This is a genomic window from Pseudomonas sp. NPDC089428 (genome assembly GCF_044749325.1).
Taxonomy (GTDB): Bacteria; Pseudomonadota; Gammaproteobacteria; order Pseudomonadales; family Pseudomonadaceae; genus Aquipseudomonas.
The window spans coordinates 63,819-88,138 of sequence record NZ_JBIVHT010000010.1 but is presented as its reverse complement, the minus strand read 5'-3'; the positions used below and the strand labels follow the sequence as shown (position 1 = coordinate 88,138).

At 65.4% G+C, this 24,320-nt stretch carries 14 protein-coding genes; 4 read left to right on the top strand and 10 right to left on the bottom strand.

Annotated elements, in window-relative coordinates; genetic code table 11:
• Positions 1-3 precede the first annotated feature (3 nt).
• The 6 genes from ccoO (ACIPZ5_RS18915) to ccoN (ACIPZ5_RS18890) all read right to left on the bottom strand — a co-directional run bounded on the left by ccoO (ACIPZ5_RS18915) (position 4) and on the right by ccoN (ACIPZ5_RS18890) (position 5,742).
• Positions 4-612 carry a cytochrome-c oxidase, cbb3-type subunit II gene (gene ccoO / locus ACIPZ5_RS18915; RefSeq protein WP_054884105.1) on the bottom strand — a complete coding sequence of 203 codons (609 nt, stop codon included), beginning with the start codon at positions 610-612 and terminating at the stop codon, positions 4-6.
• Positions 612-2,054 (bottom strand): cytochrome-c oxidase, cbb3-type subunit I, encoded by a 1,443-nt coding sequence (gene ccoN / locus ACIPZ5_RS18910; RefSeq protein ID WP_085677877.1) that lies wholly within the window; start codon positions 2,052-2,054, stop codon positions 612-614. Before ccoN (ACIPZ5_RS18910) ends, ccoO (ACIPZ5_RS18915) begins: the two co-directional genes overlap by 1 nt.
• Positions 2,055-2,545: 491 nt before the next feature.
• Positions 2,546-3,487, bottom strand: coding sequence for a cytochrome-c oxidase, cbb3-type subunit III (ccoP, locus tag ACIPZ5_RS18905; RefSeq protein ID WP_343595927.1), 942 nt, complete (start codon positions 3,485-3,487; stop codon positions 2,546-2,548).
• Complete coding sequence (locus tag ACIPZ5_RS18900) at positions 3,484-3,690, bottom strand: CcoQ/FixQ family Cbb3-type cytochrome c oxidase assembly chaperone (protein ID WP_054884102.1); 207 nt, start codon at positions 3,688-3,690, stop codon at positions 3,484-3,486. Before ACIPZ5_RS18900 ends, ccoP begins: the two co-directional genes overlap by 4 nt.
• A gap of 5 nt (positions 3,691-3,695) precedes the next feature.
• Entirely contained in the window at positions 3,696-4,304 is a 609-nt protein-coding gene (ccoO, locus tag ACIPZ5_RS18895; RefSeq protein ID WP_054884101.1) for a cytochrome-c oxidase, cbb3-type subunit II, read from the bottom strand.
• 13 nt (positions 4,305-4,317) lie between these two features.
• On the bottom strand, positions 4,318-5,742 hold the full coding sequence (gene ccoN, locus ACIPZ5_RS18890; protein WP_261943296.1) for a cytochrome-c oxidase, cbb3-type subunit I: 1,425 nt from the start codon (positions 5,740-5,742) through the stop codon (positions 4,318-4,320).
• Between the two features lie 51 nt (positions 5,743-5,793).
• On the opposite strand from ccoN (ACIPZ5_RS18890), the gene ACIPZ5_RS18885 reads away from it, so the two are divergent.
• Complete coding sequence (locus tag ACIPZ5_RS18885) at positions 5,794-6,486, top strand: alpha/beta family hydrolase (RefSeq protein WP_343595910.1); 693 nt, start codon at positions 5,794-5,796, stop codon at positions 6,484-6,486.
• A 113-nt stretch (positions 6,487-6,599) separates the two neighbouring features.
• On the opposite strand, the gene ACIPZ5_RS18880 is transcribed toward ACIPZ5_RS18885, so the two are convergent.
• Positions 6,600-6,884 carry a pyrimidine/purine nucleoside phosphorylase gene (locus tag ACIPZ5_RS18880; protein ID WP_013973489.1) on the bottom strand — a complete coding sequence of 95 codons (285 nt, stop codon included), beginning with the start codon at positions 6,882-6,884 and terminating at the stop codon, positions 6,600-6,602.
• A gap of 75 nt (positions 6,885-6,959) precedes the next feature.
• Complete coding sequence (locus ACIPZ5_RS18875; RefSeq protein ID WP_060508201.1) at positions 6,960-7,511, bottom strand: exonuclease domain-containing protein; 552 nt, start codon at positions 7,509-7,511, stop codon at positions 6,960-6,962.
• Between the two features lie 163 nt (positions 7,512-7,674).
• Here ACIPZ5_RS18875 and ACIPZ5_RS18870 point away from each other — a divergent pair, with 163 nt between their 5' ends.
• A complete protein-coding gene (locus ACIPZ5_RS18870) occupies positions 7,675-8,475 on the top strand; it encodes a substrate-binding periplasmic protein (protein WP_400810148.1) in 801 nt (266 codons plus the stop codon).
• Between the two features lie 64 nt (positions 8,476-8,539).
• Positions 8,540-9,553, top strand: coding sequence for a GNAT family N-acetyltransferase (locus ACIPZ5_RS18865; RefSeq protein ID WP_400810090.1), 1,014 nt, complete (start codon positions 8,540-8,542; stop codon positions 9,551-9,553).
• Between the two features lie 104 nt (positions 9,554-9,657).
• Here the strand turns inward: ACIPZ5_RS18865 and ACIPZ5_RS18860 are convergent, their stop codons facing one another.
• Positions 9,658-10,188: an RNA polymerase factor sigma-70 gene (locus tag ACIPZ5_RS18860; protein WP_343595901.1), complete on the bottom strand. Its 531-nt coding sequence runs from the start codon at positions 10,186-10,188 to the stop codon at positions 9,658-9,660.
• A gap of 299 nt (positions 10,189-10,487) precedes the next feature.
• Here ACIPZ5_RS18860 and ACIPZ5_RS18855 point away from each other — a divergent pair, with 299 nt between their 5' ends.
• The gene (locus ACIPZ5_RS18855; protein ID WP_400810088.1) at positions 10,488-23,429 is read left to right on the top strand and encodes a non-ribosomal peptide synthetase; all 12,942 of its coding nucleotides are present in this window, start codon (positions 10,488-10,490) and stop codon (positions 23,427-23,429) included.
• A 132-nt stretch (positions 23,430-23,561) separates the two neighbouring features.
• On the opposite strand, the gene dsbG is transcribed toward ACIPZ5_RS18855, so the two are convergent.
• Positions 23,562-24,320, bottom strand: a complete 759-nt coding sequence (gene dsbG / locus ACIPZ5_RS18850) for a thiol:disulfide interchange protein DsbG (protein WP_343595897.1) — start codon at positions 24,318-24,320, stop codon at positions 23,562-23,564.

The window sequence follows — 24,320 nt, the reverse complement described above, 5'->3', positions numbered from 1 at the left end:
GCGTCACCGTTTGCTTTTGATGATGGTGCCAAGACCTTGCAGGTACGCGACCAGTGCGTCCATTTCGGTCTTGCCCTTGACCGCGTCGCGGGCGCCGGCGATGTCGGCGTCGCTGTACGGCGTGCCGAGGGTGCGCAGCACTTCCAGTTTTTTCGCGGTGTCCTTGCCGTCGAGCTTGTTCTCGACCAGCCACGGGTAGGCCGGCATCTTCGACTCCGGCACCACGTTGCGCGGGTTGTACAGGTGCGCGCGGTGCCAGTCATCGGAGTAGCGGCCGCCAACGCGGGCCAGGTCCGGGCCGGTGCGCTTGGAGCCCCACAGGAACGGGTGGTCCCAGACGCTTTCGCCCGCGACCGAGTAGTGGCCGTAGCGCTCGGTTTCGGCGCGGAACGGGCGGATCATCTGCGAGTGGCAGCCCACGCAGCCTTCGCGGATGTAGATGTCGCGGCCTTCGACTTCCAGCGCGGTGCGCGGCTTCATGCCTTCGACCGGTTTGTTGGTGACGTCCTGGAAAAACAGCGGGACGATCTGGGTCAGGCCACCGACGCTCACGGCGATGACCATGAAGAAGGCCAGCAGGCCTATGTTCTTCTCGACGGCTTCATGCTTCATCAGTGCGCTCCCACGACGACGATCTTGGCGGCTTCCTCGGCCTGTGCCGGGTTGGCGGCACGTACGGTACGGAACACGTTGTAGGCCATCAGCAGCATGCCGGTGGCGAAGAACGCACCGCCCAGGGCGCGGACGATATAGCCAGGGTGGCTGGCCTGCAGGGCTTCGACGAAGGAGTAGGTGAGCGTGCCGTCATCGTTGATGGCGCGCCACATCAGGCCCTGGGTGATGCCGTTGACCCACATCGAGGCGATGTACAGCACGGTGCCGATGGTCGCCAGCCAGAAGTGCGCGTTGATCAGGCCAACGCTGTGCATCTGCTCGCGGCCGTAGAGTTTCGGGATCATGTGGTAGACCGCGCCGATGGAGATCATCGCCACCCAGCCGAGGGCACCGGCGTGCACGTGGCCGATGGTCCAGTCGGTGTAGTGCGACAGCGAGTTCACGGTCTTGATGGCCATCATCGGGCCTTCGAAGGTGGACATGCCGTAGAACGCCAGCGACACCACCAGGAAGCGCAGGATCGGGTCGGTGCGCAGTTTGTGCCAGGCACCGGACAGGGTCATCATGCCGTTGATCATGCCGCCCCAGCTCGGTGCCAGGAGGATGATCGACATGACCATGCCCAGCGACTGCGCCCAGTCAGGCAGGGCGGTGTAGTGCAGGTGGTGCGGGCCGGCCCAGATGTACAGGGTGATCAGCGCCCAGAAGTGGACGATCGACAGGCGATAGGAGTAGATCGGCCGCTCGGCCTGCTTGGGCACGAAGTAGTACATCATCCCCAGGAAGCCGGTGGTCAGGAAGAAGCCCACCGCGTTGTGGCCGTACCACCACTGGATCATTGCGTCGGTGGCGCCGGCGTAGGCCGAGTACGACTTGAACAGGCTTACCGGCAGCGAGATGTGGTTGACGATGTGCAGCATCGCGGTGACCACGATGAAGGCGCCGTAGAACCAGTTGCCGACATAGATGTGCTTGGTCTTGCGCTTGACGATGGTGCCGAAGAACACCAGCCCGTAGGTGACCCAGACGATTGCCAGCAGGATTGCCAGCGGCCACTCGAGCTCGGCGTATTCCTTGGTGGTGGTGAAGCCCATCGGCAGGGTGATCAGCGCGCCGACGATCACCGCCTGCCAGCCCCAGAAGGTGAAGGCGGCCATGCTGTCGGAGATCAGCCGGGTCTGGCAGGTGCGCTGCACCACGTAGTAGCTGGTGCCGAACAGCGCACAGCCACCGAAGGCGAAGATGACCAGGTTGGTGTGCAGGGGGCGCAGGCGGCCGAAGCTGGTCCAGGGCAGGTCCAGGTTCAGTTGCGGCCACACCAGCTGCGAGGCGATGAAGACGCCCAGGCCCATGCCAAGGATCCCCCAGACCACCGTCATGATGGCGAACTGGCGGACGACCTTATAGTTATAAGCAGTCGGACTGATTGCTGTGCTCATTCTAAGGTTCCACGGTTTTGGTGTTCTTGTTGGTCGAAAAATCGGCGCCAGTATCGATAACCACTGGGGTTAATGGCAACGCAAGGATCCTTGCGCCGACCCGTGTCCGGGCCCTTTCGCCGGTGTCCCGCGGCGATAGGGTCGGGACGATTGTACACAAATAAATATTTGTAATGTGTACCGTTTTTCATCTTTTTCTGATCGATCGGTCAAGCTTTTTTTGGGGGCGGCATCAGGCTGTGCGCCGCGTCTGCTTCGGTCCTTTGGGAGCGAAGCCCACTGTGGCAACAAGCTTAGTTCTGTTCGGAGGGGGTGCAAGGGAGGGGAAGAGCGGGGGAAGGTGTGGGTGTTGCGGTGGTGCGGGGGTAAGGCATGGGTTTTGCGGTGGGGCGGATATCGAGCGCCGCCCGCGCGGCGCATCGCGGATAAATCCGCGATGCGCCGCGCGGGCGGCGCTCGATCTCACAGGCGCCGAATCTCTCTCGGCGAACTCACTGGGCGGTCCCCGCTTCAGCGGCTCCTCCCTGCGACAGGCTGTACACATAGGCTGCCAGCAGGTGCACCTTGTCATTGCCCTGGATATCCGCCTGGGCTGGCATCTGCCCCTGGCGGCCATAGCGAATGGTCTGTTGCAACTGGGCAAAGCTCGATCCGTAGATGAACGCCTGCGGATGGGTCAGGTTCGGCGCGCCCATGGCTGGGGTGCCCTTGCCCTCAGGCCCGTGGCAGGCCACGCAGTTGCCAGCGAAGATCTCCTTGCCCTTGACCGGGTCGGCCTTGACCCCTTCCGGCAGGCTGCGGCCATCGAGGTTGGTCAGCACGAAGGCGGCGACATCCGCCACGCCCTGTTCCCCGATCACTTCGGCCCACGCCGGCATCACGCCGTGGCGGCCGTTCATGATCGACGCCTTGATGGTTTCCGGCTCGCCGCCCCAGCGCCAGTCCTGGTCGGTCAGGTTAGGGAAGCCGTAGGCACCCTTGGCGTCGGAGCCATGGCACACCGAGCAGTTGGAGGCGAACAGGCGGCCGCCCATTTTCAGCGCTTGCGGGTCCTTGGCCACTTCCTCCACCGGCATGGCGGCGTACTTGGCAAAGATCGGGCCGAATTTGGCGTCGGCCTTTTCCATCTCCTTCTGCCACTCGTTGGCACCGGTCCAGCCATTCTCGTAGCCAGGCAGGATGCCTTTCCAGTTACCCAGGCCCGGGTACAGCACCAGATAACCGGCACCGAACACCAGGGTGCCGACGAACAGCCAGAACCACCATTTTGGCAGCGGGTTGTCGTACTCCTCGATGCCATCGAAGCTGTGCCCCATGGTCTGGTCGGTGGTGCTGTTGCTCTGGCCCTTGCGGGTCGACAGCAACAGCCAGGCCAGGCCGATCAGGCTGCCGAGGGTCAGTACGCTGATGTAGGTACTCCAGAAGGTGGTCATTGCGCTTTGCTCCTCACAGCCGCAGTCATGGCAGCAGGTTCCTGCCCGGCGGGGGGCAGGCGGTCGTCGACGAAGGGCAGCAGGCGCGCTTCGGCGAAATCATGGTCGCGGCGACGGTTGAACACCCACAGCGACAGGCCGATGAAGGCGATCATCACCACCAGGGTGCCCAGGCCGCGGATCATGCCGATGTCCATTTCCATGGCACTTACCTCTTGTTCTTGATGGCGGTGCCGAGCACCTGCAGATAGGCGACCAGGGCGTCCATCTCGGTCTTGCCCTTGACCGCGTCACGGGCGCCGGCGATGTCCTCGTCGGTATATGGCACGCCCAGAGTGCGCAGGGTGCGCATCTTGGTGTCGGTGTGGCTGTTGTCGACCTTTTCAGCGACCAGCCAGGGGTAGGACGGCATCTTCGATTCCGGTACCACGTTGCGCGGGTTGTACAGGTGCGCGCGGTGCCAGTCGTCGGAGTAACGGCCGCCGACCCGGGCCAGGTCCGGGCCGGTGCGCTTGGAGCCCCACAGGAACGGGTGGTCCCAGACGCTTTCGCCCGCGACCGAGTAGTGGCCGTAGCGCTCGGTTTCGGCGCGGAACGGGCGGATCATCTGCGAGTGGCAACCCACGCAGCCTTCGCGGATGTAGATGTCGCGGCCTTCCAGTTGCAGCGCGGTGTAGGGCTTCATGCCTTCGACCGGCTTGTTGGTGACGTCCTGGAAGAACAGCGGAACGATCTGGGTCAGGCCGCCGATGCTCACGGCAAACACCATCAGCAGGGCCAGCAGGCCGACGTTTTTCTCGATGACTTCATGTTTCATCAGGCAGGTCTCCTCAAGCCAGCTGGGCGTTCGCAGGGGCAGCGTCAAGCGCCGGCGAACGCACGGTGCGCCAGGTGTTCCAGGCCATCAGGAACATGCCGCTGAGGAAGATCGCGCCACCGACGAAGCGCACGATGAAGCCTGGGTGGCTGGCCACCAGGGTTTCCACGAACGAGTAGGTGAGCGTGCCGTCGCTGTTGACCGCACGCCACATCAGGCCCTGGGCGATGCCGTTGACCCACATCGAGGCGATGTACAGCACGGTGCCGATGGTCGCCAGCCAGAAGTGCGCGTTGATCAGGCCAAGGCTGTGCATCTGCTGCTTGCCGAACACTTTCGGGATGGTGTGGTACAGCGCGCCGATCGAAATCATCGCTACCCAGCCGAGGGCACCGGCGTGCACGTGGCCGATGGTCCAGTCGGTGTAGTGGGAGAGGGCGTTGACCGTCTTGATGGCCATCATCGGGCCTTCGAAGGTGGACATGCCGTAGAACGCCAGCGACACCACCAAAAAGCGCAGGATCGGGTCGCTGCGCAGTTTGTGCCAGGCACCAGACAGGGTCATCATGCCGTTGATCATGCCGCCCCAGCTCGGTGCCAGCAGGATCAGCGACATCACCATGCCCAACGATTGCGCCCAGTCCGGCAGGGCGGTGTAGTGCAGGTGGTGCGGGCCGGCCCAGATGTACAGGGTGATCAGCGCCCAGAAGTGGACGATCGACAGGCGATAGGAATACACCGGGCGTTCGGCCTGCTTGGGCACGTAGTAGTACATCATCCCCAGGAAGCCGGCGGTGAGGAAGAAACCTACCGCGTTGTGCCCGTACCACCACTGCACCATGGCGTCGGTGGCGCCGGCATAGACCGAGTACGATTTGGTCAGGCTGACCGGCAGCTCCAGGTTGTTGACGATGTGCAACAGCGCCACGGTGAGGATGAAGGCGCCGAAGAACCAGTTACCCACGTAGATGTGCTTGGTGTTGCGCTTCATCAGCGTGCCGAAGAACACGATGGCGTAGCACACCCAGACGATGGTGATGAGGATGTCGATCGGCCATTCCAGCTCGGCGTATTCCTTGGAGCTGGTGTAGCCCAGCGGCAAGGTGATGGCCGCCAGCAGGATCACCAATTGCCAGCCCCAGAAGGTGAACGCGGCCAGGCCCGGTGCGAACAGGGTGGTCTGGCAGGTGCGTTGCACCGAATAATAGGAGGTGGCGAACAGCGCGCAGCCGCCGAAGGCAAAGATCACCGCATTGGTATGCAGGGGTCGCAGGCGGCCGAAGCTGGTCCAGGGGAGGTCGAAGTTGAGGGAAGGCCAGGCGAGCTGGGCGGCGATGAAGACGCCGAGCCCCATCCCGACGATTCCCCACACCACCGTCATGATGGCGAATTGGCGGACCACCTTGTAGTTATAGGCGGTACTGCTGGTTGTGTTCATGTATGGGTTCCCATCCACGGTTATTTTGGCAGGCTTTACAGCGAGGCAAGCATGAGTAATGGGCAAAGTGCCGGTATTGACGGGGATCAATGGGCGCAAGTCGGAAATGTCCCAGGCTTGCGCTGCGATCCTCCGCGAAACGGGGGCGAGGGCGGTGCGCCCGCGTGCCTGATCCTGGCCCATGGCGCGGGGGCGCCGATGGACAGCGATTTCATGAACGAAATGGCGCAAAGGCTGGCGGCGCTTGGGGTGGCGGTGGTTCGCTTCGAGTTCCCCTACATGGCCGAGCGGCGTAACGGCGGCGGCAAGCGGCCGCCCAATCCGCAGAAGGTGCTGCTCGAATGCTGGCGCGAGGTGTACCGGCAGGTGCGACCTTTGGTCACGGGTAGGCTGGCCATTGGCGGCAAGTCGATGGGCGGGCGCATGGCCAGTCTGCTGGCCGATGAACTGGGCGCGGATGCGCTAGTGTGCCTGGGGTATCCGTTCTATGCGGTGGGCAAGCCTGAAAAGCCCAGGGTCGAGCACCTGGCAGGGCTGAAGACGCGTACGTTGATCGTGCAGGGTGAGCGGGATGCGCTGGGGAATCGTGAGGCTGTCGAGAAGTATGCGCTGTCACCGGCGATCGAGGTGAGCTGGCTGGTGGCGGGGGATCATGACCTGAAGCCGCTGAAGGCTTCGGGGTTCAGCCATGAGCAGCATCTGCAGGCTGCGGCTGAAAAGGTCGCGAATTTCCTGAAGGTTTAGTGCTGGATTTTTCGCGGGTAAACCCGCTCCCACAGGTTCACCACTGCCCTCGAGTGTGGTGCTTAACCTGTGGGTGCGGGTTTACCCGCGAAGAGGCCGGAGTAGGCCAGCGCTTAGTCGCGGTACTCGCAAAGGTAGGCGGTATCCACCTTCACCTGCAGCTGGAACTTGCTGTCGGCCGGTACGTTGAACTTGTCGCCAGCGTTGAAGGTTTCCCAGTTGTCGCTACCTGGCAGCTTGACGGTCAGGGCGCCGGACACCACGTGCATGATCTCGCGCTTGGCGGTGCCGAACTCGTATTCGCCAGGGGCCATCACGCCCACAGTGGCAGGGCCTTCTTCGCCAGCAAAGGCGATCGACTTGACGGTGCCGTTGAAGTACTCGTTGACCTGGAACATGGGCGACTCCTGAAAGAATGGGGGTGAAAAAGGGCTGGCCAGTATGCCCAAGCCCATTCGCCCCGTCATCTGCTTTCAAGTGCCGTTCGCAGGCAGGCTCAAGGGCAGCAGGCGTGCGGTGTTGCGCGCATCTTCCAGGGCCCGGTGCTGCTGCCCGCAGAAGTGCATGCCGGCCAGCTGCAGTGCACCATTGAGCCCGGCCGGGCGCTGCAGGTGGCGGGCCTTGGCAAAGCGCTGCTTGAGGTTGATGTGCGGCAGCTCGCGCAGCAGGCTGTCGACCGCATGCTGGCGCCACTCCTGCAGCAGCTGCTGGCGGTCGTAGTCGCCCCAGCTGACCCAGGCCTGCAGCTGCCCGCGATGGTGCCCCAGCCAGCGCTCGAAATGCGCCCACACCTCGGGGAACGCCGCGGCACTGTCGACACTGGCCTGGCTGATGTGCGTAAGCTCCCGGCAGAACGGTGTCAGCTGTGGCCGCCGCCGGGGCCGCACGAAACGCTGGAAGTGGTCAACTTCACGGCCTTCGCGGGTCACCAGGCTGGCGCCGATTTCAATGATTTCCATCTCCGTGACCGGCCAGCCACCGTCATCGGTGGTGGCTTCCAGGTCGATCACCAACCAGTGGCCCATACCAGGCTCCCTCGCCATATATGCCAGAGCAGCGTAGCCAATGTCTGGCCACACGGCATCCCCTGGCAAAATGCCCTCACTTTGGCATAACCAGCAGTTGTGCCGTATCGGGAAAACGCCTAGCTTAGGCGCATCCAGGTATGAACCGTGATGAGTGTCCGCTTTGACTCCAGCGCCCGGCCTGAAGGTAATGTCCACCCTGTTGATGCTGGCTGCAACCTGGCTGGCGGTGCCAGCGTGGGCCGCCGAGGCCATCGACGTGAAGATCGGCGCTGCGCATTTCCCGCCTTATACCGTGCGCCCGGAGCAGGGCGCCGACACCGGTTTGCTGCCACAGCTGGTCGAGGCCTTGAACCGCCTGCAGCAGGACTACCACTTCGTCCTGGTGCCCACCTCCATTCAGCGGCGCTTTGGTGATTTCCAGCAAGGTCGCACCGACATGGCGATCTTCGAGAACCCCGAGTGGGGCTGGCAGCAGATCCCCCACCAGACGGTGGACATGGGTCTGGAGGATGCCGAAGTGTTCGTCGCCAGGAAGGTCGATGGCCTTGACCAGCACTACTTCGATAGCCTGGGTGGCAAGCGCCTGGCGTTGTTCAACGGTTATCACTACGCCTTCGCCAACTTCAACCCCGACCCCACCTACCTGCGCAAGATGTACAACGCGACGCTGACCTACTCCCATGACAGCAACCTGCTGATGGTCCAGGCCGGCCGCTCTGACATCGCCCTGGTGACGCGCTCGTACTTGAGCGACTTCCAGGCCCGCAACCCCGACAGCGTCAACCAGTTGATCGCGTCGCAGCGCGTCGACCAGGTCTATCACCACTATGCCTTGCTACGCCCCGATGCCCCGATCAGCGATCGCCAGTTCGCCAGGTTGATGCGTAACCTGCGCGACACCGGTGAACTGACGCGCATCTTCCAGCCCTACCAGATCACGGTCGCCGCGCCGAACGACTAAATTCCCCTGTCATGGGCACGTCATCAGCATTGAGCCTTTCTTTCATTTGCCGTGAGCCAAGACCATGCCGTTCGATGCCGCTTCGCAGCCCCTGTCTTTCCCACGCTGGCGCAACCTCGATGCCGAGGAGGGCGACAACTGGCTGAGCCTGACCCTTGAAGGCCGCCCACTGATCCAGGTGCGCCTGGTGCCAGGTGATACGCTGCAAGTCCATGTGCAGACCCTGTGTTCGCAGCGCCCGCAACAGGCCTTGTGGGCTGCCTGCTACTGGCTGCTGTCGCGTGACCCGGCGCGTCAGCGCCTGGCTGTGCATCTGTCGGCAAGCGTGCCCGAGGCGTTGGCCAGTGGTTTGTTGCTGGCCAGCGAAGCCGCGGGCGTCTACCTGTGCGAACGCGCGTTGTTCTGGCAGCTGCCGCAGCCGTGGCTGGGCGCCTCGGCCAGCGCTGCCTACCCGCAGCAGATGAAGTTCAGCAACGGCAAGCGCCACCCGCGCCGGGCACCCAAGCCACGTGGCGAGGTGTATCGCCGGTTCGATGCGCGCCTGGGCGCCTGGGTTTCGCTGCGGACCCTGGAAATCGACCAGGACCTCGAGCGCTTCAACCGCTGGCAGAACAACCCGCGGGTAGAGAAATTCTGGCAGGAGGCGGGCTCGCTGGAGCAGCACCGCGAGTACCTGGCCAAGCTTGAAGCCGACCCCCATGCCTTGACCCTGATTGGTTGTTTCGATGACCAGCCGTTTGCCTACTTCGAAGCGTACTGGGCCAAGGAGGACCGCATCGCGCCGTTCTACCAGGCTGACGACTACGACCGTGGCATCCATATGCTGGTGGGGGAGGAGGCGCACCGTGGCCCGCACAAGGTCGCCAGCTGGCTGTCGGCGCTGGTGCACTATCTGTTTCTGGACGACCCGCGCACCCAGCGGGTGGTGGCTGAGCCGCGCGCCGACAACGGCAAGATGATCGGCTACATGCACGACCAGTGCTTCCATTGCGACAAGGAATTCGATTTCCCGCACAAGCGCGCGGCGCTGATGATTCTGGGGCGGGAGCGGTTCTTCGAACGCTGCAAGCTGGTCTGAGACTGCGTCGCCTGCTTCGCGGGCAAGCCCGCTCCCACAGGCTTCAGAGCCTGTGCTGTCACGGTGGGAGCGGGCTTGCCCGCGAAAAGAGCGACGCCGCTCTGTCAGGCCTGGCGGTTTGCTGTCTTGCGGCAATGCACCAAAGCATCGCGAATCATGAAGTTGACCAGGGTCGGCGACACCCCCAGTTCCTTGGCGATGTCCTTCTGCGGCACACCATGCAGGCGGTACATCTCGAAGGCATAGCGGGTGCGCTGGGGCAGTTCGTTGAGCGCCTCGGCGATATGCTCGAGTGCCGCCAGGTTGATGTGCGTGGCCTCGGGCGAAGCGTTCGGAATGACCACGTTCAGGCCTTCCTCTTCGCTGCCGGAGTACTTCAGCTCCATCGCCTGCTTGCGGTAATGGTCGATGGCCAGGTTGCGCACGATCTGGAACAGGTAGCTGAGCTGCGCCTTGAACGACGAGGTGATCTGTGGGGCGGCGCTGAGCCGGAAGAAGGCGTCCTGTACCACATCCTCGGCGCGTGAGCGGCAGCCGGTGATGCGCGCCGCGATCTTGACCAGGATGTTGCGGTTGTCGACGAACGCCTGGAGTAATGGTGAATCGCACTTACTTGTGGATAGTTGTTCCGCCATGGAAATCACCTTGTCTCGAAGGGGAAAGGGAGCACCCCTTGAGGGGAAGCTTCCTACGACGTGCGACAAACTATTCAGAATGATAATGATTGTCAAATACGAAAGTTAATGAGTTTCTATTAGCTTCGGTTCTAAGCCAGCGAGCGTGACGCAGTTCACCCTCCGCCGCCATTCACGCCCCTTCGCCCCGCTAATTTCCTGCCGTGCCCATCCGTTCCCCTGTGTACATCCGGCCGCTGCCCGCCGACCTTGCGCGGGGCAGCCAGCCCGACTCAACCAGACACTGGCAGGAACCCCCCATGACGGACGCCTTCGAACTCCCGCTCTCGCTGGTCCAGGCCCTGGCGCAACGCGCCGCGCTGACCCCGGACCGCATCGCCCTGCGCTTTCTGGCCGATGCCCCCGGCGAGCAGGCCGTGCTCAGCTATCGCGACCTGGATGCGCGTGCGCGCACCATCGCTGCGGCATTGCAGGCCCGTGCCGGGTTCGGCGAGCGGGCCGTGCTGCTGTTCCCCAGCGGCCCGGACTATGTGGCGGCGTTCTTCGGTTGCCTGTACGCCGGCATCATTGCCGTGCCGGCGTATCCACCAGAGTCGTCACGCCGCCATCACCAGGAGCGCCTGCTGTCGATCATCGACGACGCCGAGCCGCGCCTGCTGCTGACCGTCGCGTCGCTGCACGACAGCCTGCAGGGTCTTGAGGCCCTGAGCGGCGACAACGCCCCCGAATTACTGGCGGTAGATGCGCTTGATCCGGTATTGGCCGCCAGCTGGCGCGAGCCGGCGTTGAAAGGGCACGACATCGCCTTTCTGCAATACACCTCTGGCTCCACAGCACTGCCCAAGGGCGTGCAGGTCAGCCACGGCAACCTGGTGGCCAACGAGCAGTTGATCCGCTCGGGCTTTGGCATCGACCTCAACCCCGACGACGTGATCGTCAGCTGGCTGCCGCTGTACCACGACATGGGCCTGATCGGTGGGCTGCTGCAGCCGATCTTCAGCGGCGTACCCTGCGTGCTGATGTCGCCGGGTTACTTCCTCGCCCGGCCGCTGCGCTGGTTGCAGGCGATCAGCGAGTACGGCGGCACCATCAGCGGCGGGCCAGATTTCGCCTACCGGCTGTGCAGCGAACGGGTCAGCGAGGCGGCCCTGGCGGGGCTCGACCTGAGCCGCTGGCGTGTGGCCTATTCCGGCTCCGAGCCGATCCGCCAGGACAGCCTCGCCACCTTCGCCGACACGTTCGCGGCCTGCGGCTTCCAGCCGGGCAGTTTCTTTGCCAGCTATGGCCTGGCCGAAGCCACCTTGTTCGTCAGTGGCAGCCGCCGTGGCCAGGGCATCGGCGCGCTGGAGCTGGACGCCGAGGCGCTCGCCGCCAACCGTGCCGAAGCCGGCAAGGGCAGTGTGCTGATGAGCTGCGGCTACCCGCAGCCTGGCCATGCGCTGCGCATCGTCGAGCCACAGCACCTGGAAGTACTGGGCGACAACCAGGTCGGCGAGATCTGGGCCGGCGGCCCGAGCATCGCCCTGGGTTACTGGCGCAACCCTGAGGCCACGGCGCGCACCTTCGTCGAAAGGGATGGCCAGACCTGGCTGCGTACCGGCGACCTGGGGTTCATGCGTGATGGTGAAGTGTTCGTTACCGGGCGCCTGAAGGACATGCTGATCGTCCGCGGCCAGAACCTTTACCCGCAAGACCTGGAAAAGACCTTGGAGCGGGAGGTCGAAGTGCTGCGCAAGGGCCGGGTGGCCGTGTTCGCGGTCGACGACCAGGGCGAGGAGGGCATCGGCGTGGCGGTGGAAATCAGCCGCAACGTGCAGAAGGCGGTCAAACCCGAGGACCTGATCAAGACCCTGCGCCAGGTGATCGCCGATGCCTGTCGCCAGGCGCCGGCCGTGGTCCTGCTGCTCAACCCGGGCGCGTTGCCGAAGACCTCCAGTGGCAAGCTGCAGCGTTCGGCCTGCCGCCTGCGCATGCACGACGGCAGCCTCGATTGCTATGCGCGCTTCCCCATGGCTGCCGGGCCGGTTGCAGAGCCTGCAACGGCTGATGATCTGCAGGCACGCATCGCCAGTATCTGGCGCGAGGTCCTCAAGGTCGAGGCGGTTGCCGCTGACGATCATTTCCTGCTGCTGGGCGGCAATTCCATCGCTGCCACCCAGGTCACCGCCCGTCTGGCTGACGAGCTGGCTATCGAGCTGAGCCTGCGTACCCTGTTCGAGGCACCGACGCTGGCCGAGTACAGCGCTTGCGTGGCAGCCATCCTGGCGGAAGGCGCCGGGGCAACCCGCGCTATCACGGCCCTGAACCGTGGCCAGGCCTTGCCGCAGTCGCTGGCTCAGAACCGCCTGTGGCTGACCTGGCAATTGCAGCCACAGTCTGCGGCCTACAACATTCCTGCGGGCCTGCACCTGCGCGGCGAGCTGGACGAGGCCGCGCTCGAAGCCGCATTTCAAGCATTGGTAGCACGCCACGAATCGCTGCGCACGGTATTCAGTGAAGTCGACGGGCAGGCGTTGCAGCATGTGTTGCCGCAGCTGCCGTTCAGCCTGCAGCGCCTGGACTTCGAAGGGCTGGCGCCTGACCACGTGCGCCAGCGTCGCGAGGACGAGGCCCAGCAGCCTTTCGACCTGACTCAGGGCCCTCTGCTGCGCGTGACCCTGGTGCGCCTGGATGATGAAGACCATCAACTGTGGGTGACCTTGCATCACATCGTCGCCGATGGCTGGTCGCTGAACATCCTCCTCGACGAGTTCGCCAAACTGTATGCCGCCCGTTGCCAGGGCCTGGACGCCAAGCTGGCGCCGCTGACACTGGGTTACGCCGACTACGGCACCTGGCAGCGGCAATGGCTGGCCGAGGGCGAGAGTGCGCGCCAGCTGGCGTACTGGAAGACCGCGTTGGGCGACACTTCGCCGGTGCTCGACCTGTACCCGGACCAGCCGCGCTCAAGCCTCCATCAAAACCGTGCCGCACGCCTGAGCGTGAAAGTGCCGGCCAGGTTGGGCGATGCCCTCAAGGGCCTGGCCCGCGAACAGCAGGCCAGCCTGTTCATGGTCCTGCTGGCGGCCTGGCAAGGCCTGTTGCACCGCTACACCGGCCAGGCTGACATTCGCGTCGGCGTGCCCAACGCCAACCGCCCGCGCCAGGAAACCCAGGGCATGGTCGGCTTCTTCATCAACACCCAGGTGCTGCGTGCGCAATTGGACGGCCGCCTGCCTTTCGCCCAACTGCTGGCCCAGGTGCGCGAAGCGACCCTCGGCGCCCAGGCCAACCAGGACCTGCCGTTCGAGCAACTGCTCGAAGCCCTGCCAGAAGCCCGCGAGCAGGGCTTGTTCCAGGTCATGTTCAACCACCAGCAGCGTGATCTTTCGGCGTTGCGCCGCCTGCCGGGCCTGCTCGCCGAAGAGCTGCCGTGGCACAGCCGCGAAGCCAAGTTCGACCTGCAGCTGCACAGCGAGGAAGACCATCAGGGCCGCCTGAGCCTGGCTTTCGACTACGTCGCCGAGCTGTTCGAGGCCGACACGGTGAAGCGCCTGGCCCAGCACCTGCTGGCGCTGCTCGAGCAAGTCTGTGCAGAGCCGCAACTGCCGTTGGGCGACGTCCAGCTGCTGGATGAGCAGGCTCGTCAGCAACTGCTGGCATGGGGTGAGGCACCTGCGCCCGCCCCGCAACAGCTGCTGGTCGAGCAGCTCAACGAACAGGCCCGGCTGACCCCGGAGCGCACAGCCCTGGTGTGGCAGGGCGGCGGCCTCAGCTACGCCGAGCTGCATCAGCAGGCCAACCGCCTGGCGCACTACCTGCGCGACAAAGGTGTCGGCCCCGACACCTGCGTGGCCATCGCCGTCGAGCGTTCGCCGCAGCTGCTGGTCGGCTTGCTGGCCATCCTCAAGGCTGGCGGTGCCTATGTGCCACTGGATGTCGACTATCCGACCGAGCGCCTGGCCTACATGCTGGGCGACTGCCAGGCCAGCCTGCTGCTCAGCCACAGCAGCCTGCTTGGCACGCTGCCGCAGGTTGACGGCGTCAGTGCCATCGCCCTCGACCAGTTGCACCTGGACAGCTGGCCAAGCCAGGCGCCGGGCCTGCACCTGCACGGCGACAACCTGGCCTACGTGATCTACACCTCCGGCTCCACTGGCCGGCCGAAGGGTGTAGGTAACACCCATGCTGCACTGGCCGAGCGCCTGCAGTGGATGCAGGCCCGCTACGCGCTGGATGAAAACGACGTACTGATGCAGAAAGCGCCGATCAGCTTCGACGTGTCGGTGTGGGAGTGCTTCTGGCCGCTGATCACTGGTTGCAAGCTGGTGCTGGCCGGCCCCGGCGAGCACCGCGACCCGCAGCGCATCGCCGCGCTGGTGCAGGCGCATGGCGTGACCACGCTGCACTTCGTACCGCCGCTGCTGCAGGTATTCGTGCAGGAACCATTGGCCGCCGGCTGCAGCAGCCTGCGCCGGCTGTTCTCCGGGGGCGAGGCGCTGCCTTCGAACCTGCGTGACCGTGTGTTGCAGTTGCTGCCGCAAGTGCAGTTGCACAACCGCTACGGGCCGACCGAAACCGCCATCAACGTCACCCACTGGCATTGCCAGGCAGCCGATGGCGAGCGTTCGCCGATCGGTCGCCCATTGGGCAACGTGCTCTGCCGGGTACTGGACGATGGGCTTGAACTGGCTGCACCTGGGGTGCCGGGCGAGCTGTATCTGGGCGGTGCCGGCGTGGCCCGTGGTTACCTGGGCCGCCCAGGCCTGACCGCCGAGCGTTTCGTGCCCCAGGCCGACGGCAATGGCGCGCGCCTGTACCGCAGTGGTGACCGCGCCCGCTGGCAGGTGCAGAACACCGCCCTGGAATACCTCGGTCGCCTCGATCAGCAGGTCAAGGTGCGTGGCTTTCGCGTGGAGCCGGAAGAAGTGCAGGCCTGCCTGCTGGCCCAGCCGGGTGTCGAACAGGCAGTGGTGCTGATCCACCACGACGCGGTCGGCGCGCAACTGGTCGGCTACTATAGCGGCAGCGCACCGTCCGATGCCTTGCTGGCGGCGTTGGCCGGGCAACTACCGGCGTACATGGTGCCGTCCCAATTGATCGGCCTGGCGCAGATGCCGCTGGGCCCGAGTGGCAAGATCGACCGCAAGGCGCTGCCCGTACCGGTCTGGCAACAGCGTGCCCACGTCGAGCCACATACCGCGCTGCAGCAGCAGGTTGCGGCCATCTGGCGCGAGGTGCTGAACCTGCCGCAGGTGGGCCTGCACGACGATTTCTTCGCCCTCGGCGGCCACTCGCTGCTGGCTACCCAGATTGTCTCGCGCACCCGCCAGGCGTGCGATGTCGAGCTGCCGCTCAAGGCGTTGTTCGAAGCCAGCGAGCTGGCTGCGTTCTGTGAGGAAATCACCCGTATCCGCGCTGCCGGTGAGTGCAACCGGCAAGGCCAGATCGCCCTGGTCGACCGTCGTCAGGCCGTGCCGCTGTCGTACTCCCAGCAGCGCATGTGGTTCCTCTGGCAGATGGAGCCGGATAGCCCAGCCTACAATGTTGGCGGCATGGCGCGTTTGCGTGGAGCCCTGCATGTGGATGCCTTCGAACGCGCCCTGCAGGCGCTGATCATGCGCCACGAGACCCTGCGTACCACCTTCCCGAGTATCGAGGGTGTGCCGTACCAGTGCGTGGCCGGCGACAGCGGGCTGCACCTGGATTGGCAGGACTTCACGGCGCTGCCGGCGGGTACCCGTCAGCAGCGCCTGCAGCAACTGGCTGACGACCAGGCCCACCAGCCGTTCGACCTGGAGCGCGGCCCGCTGCTGCGCGCCTGCCTGGCCAAGACCGAAGACCGCGAACACTACTTCGTGCTGACCCTGCACCACATCGTCACCGAGGGCTGGGCCATGGACATCTTCGCCCGCGAGCTGGGTGAGCTCTACGAAGCCTTCGTCGATGAGCGCGAATCGCCACTGGCGCCGCTGCCGGTGCAATACCTGGACTACAGCGTATGGCAGCGGCAATGGCTGGAAAGCGGCGAGGGCGCACGCCAGCTGGCCTACTGGAAAGAGCGCCTCGGCGATGAGCACCCCGTGCTGGCGCTGCCCACCGACCGCCCGCGCCCGGCCGTGCAGAGCCACCGTGGCGAGCTGTACCGCTTCGACCTCGACCCGGCGCTGGTCGCCCGCGTGCATGCCTTCAACCATCAGCGTGGGCTTACCCTGTTCATGACCATGACCGCCACGCTGGCCGCGTTGCTACACCGCTATAGCGGCCAGCGCGACCTGCGCATTGGCGCGCCGGTGGCCAACCGCATCCGCCCGGAAAGCGAAGGCCTGATCGGCGCCTTCCTCAACACCCAGGTGCTGCGTTGCGAGCTGGACGGGCAAATGACCGTCGCCGCCTTGCTCGACCAGGTGCGCCAGGCCGCCATTGAAGGCCAGTCGCACCAGGACTTGCCGTTCGACCAGTTGGTCGAGGCCCTGCAGCCGCCGCGCAGCAGCGCCTACAACCCGCTGTTCCAGGTGATGTGCAACGTGCAGCGCTGGGCCTTCCAGCAGAGCCGCACGCTCGCTGGCATGCAGGTGGATTACCTGGTCAACGACGCCAGCGCCACCAAGTTCGACCTGTACCTCGAGGTCACCGACCTCGACGGCCGCCTGGGCTGCTGCCTGACCTACAGCCGCGACCTGTTCGATGAGCCGCGCATCGCGCGCATGGCCGAGCACTGGCAGCAGTTGCTGGTCGGCCTGCTCGACAACCCGCAGCAGCGCCTGTGCGAGCTGCCGATGCTGGCCGATGCCGAGCAGCAGGTACTGATCGGGCAGTTGCAGGGCGAACAGGACTTCGCCATCGACCAGACCCTTCACGGTCTGTTCGCTGCCCAGGCTGCACGCACGCCTAACGCCGGTGCGCTGACCTTCGCCGGCCAGCACATGACCTACGCCGAGCTCGACCAGCAGGCCAACCGCCTGGCCCGCGCCCTGCGCGAACGCGGGGTCGGCCCGCAGGTGCGGGTGGGCTTGGCGCTGGAGCGCTCGCTGGAAATGGTGGTCGGCTTGCTGGCCATTCTCAAGGCCGGTGGCGCCTATGTGCCGCTCGACCCGGAGTACCCGCTCGACCGCCTGCTTTACATGATCGAGGACAGCCGCATCGGCCTGCTGCTGAGCCAGCGCACCCTGCTCGCAACCCTGGGTGAATTGCCTGATGGTGTGGCCCGCTGGAGCCTGGAAGACGATGCCGCGAGCCTGTCGGCCTACAGCGATGCGCCCCTGGACAACCTCAACCTGCCGCAGCATCAGGCCTACCTGATCTACACCTCCGGTTCCACCGGCAAGCCCAAGGGCGTGGTGGTCAGCCACGGTGAAATCGGCATGCACTGCCAGGCGGTGATCGACGCCTTTGGCATGCGCAGCGATGACTGCGAGCTGCACTTCTATTCGATCAACTTCGACGCGGCCAGCGAACGTTTGCTGGTGCCGCTGCTGTGCGGCGCCCGCGTGGTCCTGCGTGCCCAGGGCCAATGGGGTGCGGAGGAAATCTGCCAGCTGGTGCGCGAGCAGCAGGTGAGCGTTCTCGGCTTCACCCCGAGCTATGGCAGCCAGCTGGCCCAGTACCTCGCCGCACAGGGCCAGCAGCTGCCGGTGCGGTTGGTGATCACCGGCGGCGAATCGCTGACTGGCGAGCACTTGCAGCGCATCCGCCAGGCGTTTGCCCCGCAGCAGTTCTTCAACGCCTACGGCCCCACCGAAACCGTGGTCATGCCGTTGGCCTGCCTGGCGCCGCAGGTCATGCCCGCCGACGCTGGCAGCGTGCCGATCGGCCGGGTGATCGGGGCCCGCACCGCCTACATCCTTGACGAGGACCTGGCCTTGCTGCCGCAAGGGGGGATCGGCGAGCTGTACGTCGGCGGTGCCGGCCTGGCCCAGGGTTACCACGACCGCCCGGGCCTCAGCGCCGAGCGCTTTGTCGCCGACCCGTTCAGCCAGGGCGGCGGGCGCCTGTACCGCACCGGCGACCTGGTGCGCCTGCGTGCCGATGGCCTGGTGGAATACGTCGGCCGTGCCGACCAACAGGTGAAGATCCGAGGTTTTCGTATCGAGCTGGGCGAAATCGAAAGCCACCTGCAGGCGCATGCCGATGTCGACGAGGCCGTGGTCCTGGCCCTTGACCTGCCGGGTGGCAAGCAACTGGTAGGTTACCTGGTGTGCAAGCAGGCCACTGGCGACAGCGATGCGCAATCCAGGCTGCGCGAAGCGGTCAAGGCCGATGCGCGTCAGCACCTGCCGGATTACATGGTGCCAGCGCACCTGGTGCTGCTCGAACGCCTGCCATTGATGGGCAACGGCAAGCTCGACCGCCGTGCACTGCCGGCACCGGACCTGGAGCAGGCCCGCGAGCATTACCAGGCCCCGGCCAATGAGCTGGAGGAGCAACTGGCGCAGGCCTGGCGCGAAGTGCTCAACGTTCACCGCGTGGGTGTGCAGGACAATTTCTTCGAACTGGGCGGCGACTCGATCCTGTCGATTCAGGTGGTCAGCCGTGCGCGCCAGCTGGGCCTGCAGTTCACCCCGCGTGACCTGTTCCAGCACCAGACCATCCAGACCCTGGCTGCCGTGGCCAGCCGCAGTGCGGCGCCGAGCAGCATCGAGCAGGGCCCGCGCGAGGGGCGTAGCGGCCTCACGCCGATTCAGCACTGGTTCTTCGACAGTGACGTGACCCAGTCGCAGCACTGGAACCAGGCGGTGCTGCTGGAAGCGCGCCAGCCTCTTGACCGTGCCACCCTTGAACAGGCCCTGGCCGGGCTGGTGGCGCATCACGACAGCCTGCGCCTGCGCTTCACCCAAGGCCACGCTGCATTCGCCGCGCAGCCTGCAGAGCAGTTGCTGTGGACGGCCACGGTCGCCGACTTCGCCGACTGCCAGGCGCTGTACACCGACGTGCAACGCAGCCTTGACCTGGAACGGGGCCCGTTGCTGCGTGCCTTGCTGGTGAGCGACGGGCAGGGCGCCCAGCGCCTGCTGCTGGCGATCCACCACCTGGTGGTCGATGGTGTGTCCTGGCGTGTGCTGCTCGAAGACCTGCAGGCGCTGTATCGCGGTCAGCCACTGCCGGCCAAGACCCACGCCATGGCCGACTGGGCCGCGCGCCTGGCCAGCTACGCCGGCAGCGATTCGCTGCGCGACGAACTGGGCTGGTGGCAAGACCAGCTCGGCAGCGTGCGCCATGAGCTGCCGTGCGATCACCCGCAGGGTGGCAACCTGCATCGGCATGCTGAAACCCTGGCCATCGGCCTGGACGTGGAGCAGACCCGGCAGTTGCTGCAACAGGCACCGGCGGCCTACCACACCCAGGTCAACGACCTGCTGCTGACAGCGCTGGCTCGCACCCTGTGCCGCTGGAGCGGTGATCAGGAAGTGCTGGTGCAGCTTGAAGGCCACGGTCGCGACGGCCTGTTCGAGGACATGGACCTGACCCGCAGCGTTGGCTGGTTCACCAACGCCTACCCGCTGCGCCTTAACCCGCAAGCCGGCAACGACGATGCCGCGCGTGCCACTTCGCTCAAGCGCATCAAGGAACAACTGCGTCAGGTGCCGCACAAGGGCCTGGGCTATGGTGTGCTGCGCTACCTGGGCGATGCTGCCAGCCGCGAGAGCATGGCGGCACTGCCGCAGGCGCGCATCACCTTCAACTACCTGGGCCAGTTCGACCAGCAGTTCGACGAGGCCGCCTTGTTCCTGCCGCTGGATGCACCGGCTGGCCAGGCCCACGACCTGGATGCGCCGTTGCCGAACTGGCTCAGCGTCGATGGCCAGGTCTACGGGGGGACCCTGCAACTGCGTTGGACCTACAGCCGCGAACGCTATGACGCGCAGACCATCGGGCAGTTGGCCGAGGCGTACCGCGAGGAACTGCTGGCCCTGGTCAGTCACTGCCTGGCCGATGGCAACGGCAGCTTCACGCCGTCGGACTTCCCGCTGGCGCACCTGACCCAGGCGCAGATCGACGCACTGCCGGTCCCCGCTGCCCGGATCGAAGACGTCTACCCGCTGACGCCGATGCAGGAGGGCATGCTGTTGCACACCCTGCTGGAGCCGGGCACCGGCCTTTACTACATGCAGGACCGCTACCGCATCAACAGCGCGCTCGACCCCGAGCGTTTCGCCCAGGCCTGGCAGGCCGTGGTGGCGCGTCACGAGGCCCTGCGCGCCTCGTTCAGCTGGAACGCTGGCGAGACGATGCTGCAGATCATCCACAAACCGGGTAACACGCCGGTGGACTACCAGGACTGGCGCGGCCTTGATGAAGCGGCCCAGGAGATGCGCCTGCAAGCCCTGCACAAGCAAGAGCGGGAAGCGGGCTTTGCCCTCCTGCAGGAGGCACCGTTCCACCTGCGCCTGGTGCGCGTCGATGACCAGCGCTACTGGTTCATGATGAGCAACCACCACATCCTCATCGATGCCTGGTGCCGTTCGTTGCTGATGAACGACTTCTTCGAGATCTACCAGGCCCTGGGCGAAGGCCGCCAGGCCCAGTTGCCTGTACCGCCGCGCTACCGTGACTACATCGGCTGGCTGCAGCGCCAGGACATGGGCGAAGCGCGCCGCTGGTGGCAGGCCAACCTGGCCGGTTTCGAACGCGCCACCGCGCTGCCCAGCGACCGCCCGCTGCGCAACGACCACGCTGGCGACGGCATGGTGGTGGGTGACTGCTACACCCGCCTGGAGGTGGGCGACGGCGTGCGTCTGCGCGAACTGGCCCAGGCCCACCAGCTGACCATCAACACTTTTGCCCAGGCGGCCTGGGCGCTGGTGCTGGCGCGCTACAGCGGCGATCGCGATGTGGCCTTCGGCGTGACCGTGGCCGGGCGCCCGGTGAGCCTGCCGCAGATGCAGCGCACGGTGGGCCTGTTCATCAACAGTATCGCCCTGCGCGTGCAGCTGCCCGAGCCGGGCCAGTGCCACAGCGTGCGCCAGTGGTTGCAGGGCCTGCTGGAACGCAACATGGAGCTGCGCGAGTACGAGTACCTGCCGCTGGTGGCAATCCAGGAATGCAGCGAACTGCCCAAGGGCCAGCCGCTGTTCAACAGTCTGTTCGTATTCGAGAACGCACCGGTGGAAACCGCGGTACTCGACCACGCCCAGCACCTCAATGCCAGCTCGGACTCCGGCCGCACCCACACCAACTTCCCGCTGACGGCGGTGTGCTACCCAGGGGATGACCTGGGCCTGCACCTGTCCTTCGACCAGCGCTACTTCGACTACCCGACCGTCGAGCGCCTGCTGGCCGAGTTCAAGCGCCTGCTGCTGGCACTGGTGCAAGGCTTTGAAGGTGAGGTGAGCGAGTTGCCGTTGCTGGGCGCGGACGAACAGCGCTTCCTGCTCGACGACTGCAACCGTACGGGGCACGCCTACCCGCTGGAGCAGAGCTACGTGGCGCTGTTCGAAGCGCAGGTCGCTGCCCACCCCGAGCGCACCGTCGCCCGCTGCCTGGAAGCATCGTATGACTATGCAGGGCTGAACCTGGCGGCCAACCGCCTGGGCCATGCCCTGGTCGCAGCGGGTGTGGCCATCGACCAGCCGGTTGCCTTGTTGGCCGAGCGGGGCTTGCCGTTGCTGGGCATGATCGTCGGCAGCTTCAAGGCTGGCGCCGGCTACCTGCCGCTGGACCCGGGCCTGCCGTCGGCGCGGCTGCAGCGTATCGTCGAACTGAGCCGCACGCCGGTGCTGGTGTGCAGCGCGGCCTGTGCCGAGCAGGGGCGACAGTTGCTCGATGAGCTGGCCGGTGTGGCTCGGCCACAGTTGCTGGTGTGGGAGGAGGTGCAGGGCAGCAGCATCGCCAGCCACAACCCAGGCATCCACAGCGGGCCGGACAACCTGGCCTATGTGATCTACACCTCCGGCTCCACCGGGCTGCCCAAGGGCGTGATGGTTGAGCAGCGCGGGATGCTCAACAACCAGCTGAGCAAGGTGCCGTACCTGGCCCTGAGCGAGCACGACGTGATCGCCCAGACTGCCTCGCAGAGCTTCGACATTTCGGTCTGGCAGTTCCTCGCCGCGCCGTTGTTCGGCGCCAAAGTGGAGATCGTGCCGAACGCCATCGCCCATGACCCACAAGGTTTGCTGGCGCATGTGCAAGCCACTGGTATCAGTGTGCTGGAAAGCGTGCCGTCGCTGATCCAGGGCATGCTGGCCAACGATCATCAGGCGCTTGATGGCCTGCGCTGGATGTTGCCGACCGGTGAGGCGATGCCGCCGGAGCTTGCTGCGCAATGGCTGCAGCGTTATCCGCAGGTCGGCCTGGTGAATGCCTACGGGCCGGCGGAGTGCTCGGATGACGTGGCTTTCTTCCGCGTCGACTTGGCGTCGACCCGCGGCAGCTACCTGCCGATCGGCACGCCGACCGACAACAACCGGCTGTACCTGTATGGCAAAGATCAGGCCCTGGTACCGCTGGGTGCGGTGGGTGAGCTGTGTGTGGCCGGTACCGGCGTCGGTCGCGGCTATGTTGGCGACCCGGTGCGCACGGCACTGGCCTTCATCCCGCACCCGCACGGGGCGCCGGGCGAACGCCTGTACCGCACCGGCGACCTGGCACGGCAGCGCCCGGACGGGGTACTGGAGTATGTCGGGCGCATCGATCATCAGGTGAAGATCCGCGGCTACCGTATCGAACTGGGCGAGATCGAGGCGCGTCTGCACGAGCAGGCCGAGCTTCGCGATGCGGCGGTGGGGGTGCAGGAAAGCGCCAATGGCAAGCACCTGGTTGGCTACCTGGTGGCACACCAGGGTGTGGTTGCCGATGCCGCGTTGTTGGAGCAGATCAAGCAGCGCCTGCGAGCCGAGTTGCCGGAGTACATGGTGCCGCTGCACTGGGGCTGGTTCGCCAGCCTGCCGCACAACGCCAACGGCAAGCTTGACCGCAAGGCGCTGCCGGCCATCGAGATCGGTGGGCAGCACAGCCAGGCCTACCTGGCGCCGCGGGATGAGCTGGAAGCGGTGCTGGCGGGTATCTGGGGCGATGTGCTCAAGGCCGAACGGGTCGGGGTGCATGACAACTTCTTCGAGCTGGGCGGGCATTCGCTGCTGGCCACGCAGATCGCTTCGCGGGTGCAGAAGCAGCTGCAATTGAACGTGCCGTTGCGGGCGATGTTCGAGTGCAGCACGGTGGAGGAGTTGGCCGAGTATGTGCGTGGGTTGCAGGGCAGTGAGCTGGATGAGGGCAAGGCGGATCGGCTCAGTGACCTGATGGCTGAGCTGGAAGGGCTTTAGACCGTACGGGGGCGCTTTGCGCCCCATTCGCGGGCAAGCCCGCTCCCACAGAAACCTCGCTGGATCAAGCCTTGCGGAGTACCTGTGGGAGCGGGCTTGCCCGCGAAGAGCCCGGAACTGACAAACCAGGTATCAGCGCTTGCCGAGAATCTTGCCAAGCAGCTCTGGCCGCGGTGCGCCTTGCTGGCTCTGCAGGTTGCCCTGCTCATCCTGATAGAAGATCGCCGGGGTCGCCTGCAGCCCCATCTCCTCCATCAGAGCCATGTTCGCCGCCAGCTTCTGCTGCACGGCATCCGGCACCTTGTCCAGCGGCTTCAGGCTGCTTGCCTTGCCCGCTTTCTCGTGCTCATGCAACGCCTTGGCCGGGTCCTTGGCGGCCAACAGTGCCGCCGACTTGCCCGGGCTGTCTTCGCGGATGATGCCGACCATGATATGGCGCAACTGCACCTTGCCCGACTCCACCCAGGGCCGCGCCTGTTCCCAGAACATGTTGCAGTACGGGCAGTTGGGGTCGCTGAACAGGTACACCTTGCGCGGCGCACTGTCCTTGCCATCGGCGATCCAGGCGGTTTTCTCCATTTTCGCCCAGATCTCCTTGCTCATCGGCGCGTACACCAACTTCTGCAGCGGCTCGGCGCTGAGGTCCTTGCCCTGTTCGTCGAACAGGCTGCCGACCAGCACGTGCTTGCCGTCCGGGGTCAGGTACAGGGCCAGGGCATTGTTCTGGTATTCGGCGGCGTAGCCGCGCAGGCCGTTGGGCGCATCGAAGCTGCCCTTGATCTCGGCGCCCTTGGCTTGCAGTTGCTGGATCGCCTTGGGCAGTTCTTCGGCCTGCACCAGCGGGGCGGCCAGCAGGGCCAGGGACAGGGGTAGCAGGGCAGTCAATCGCAT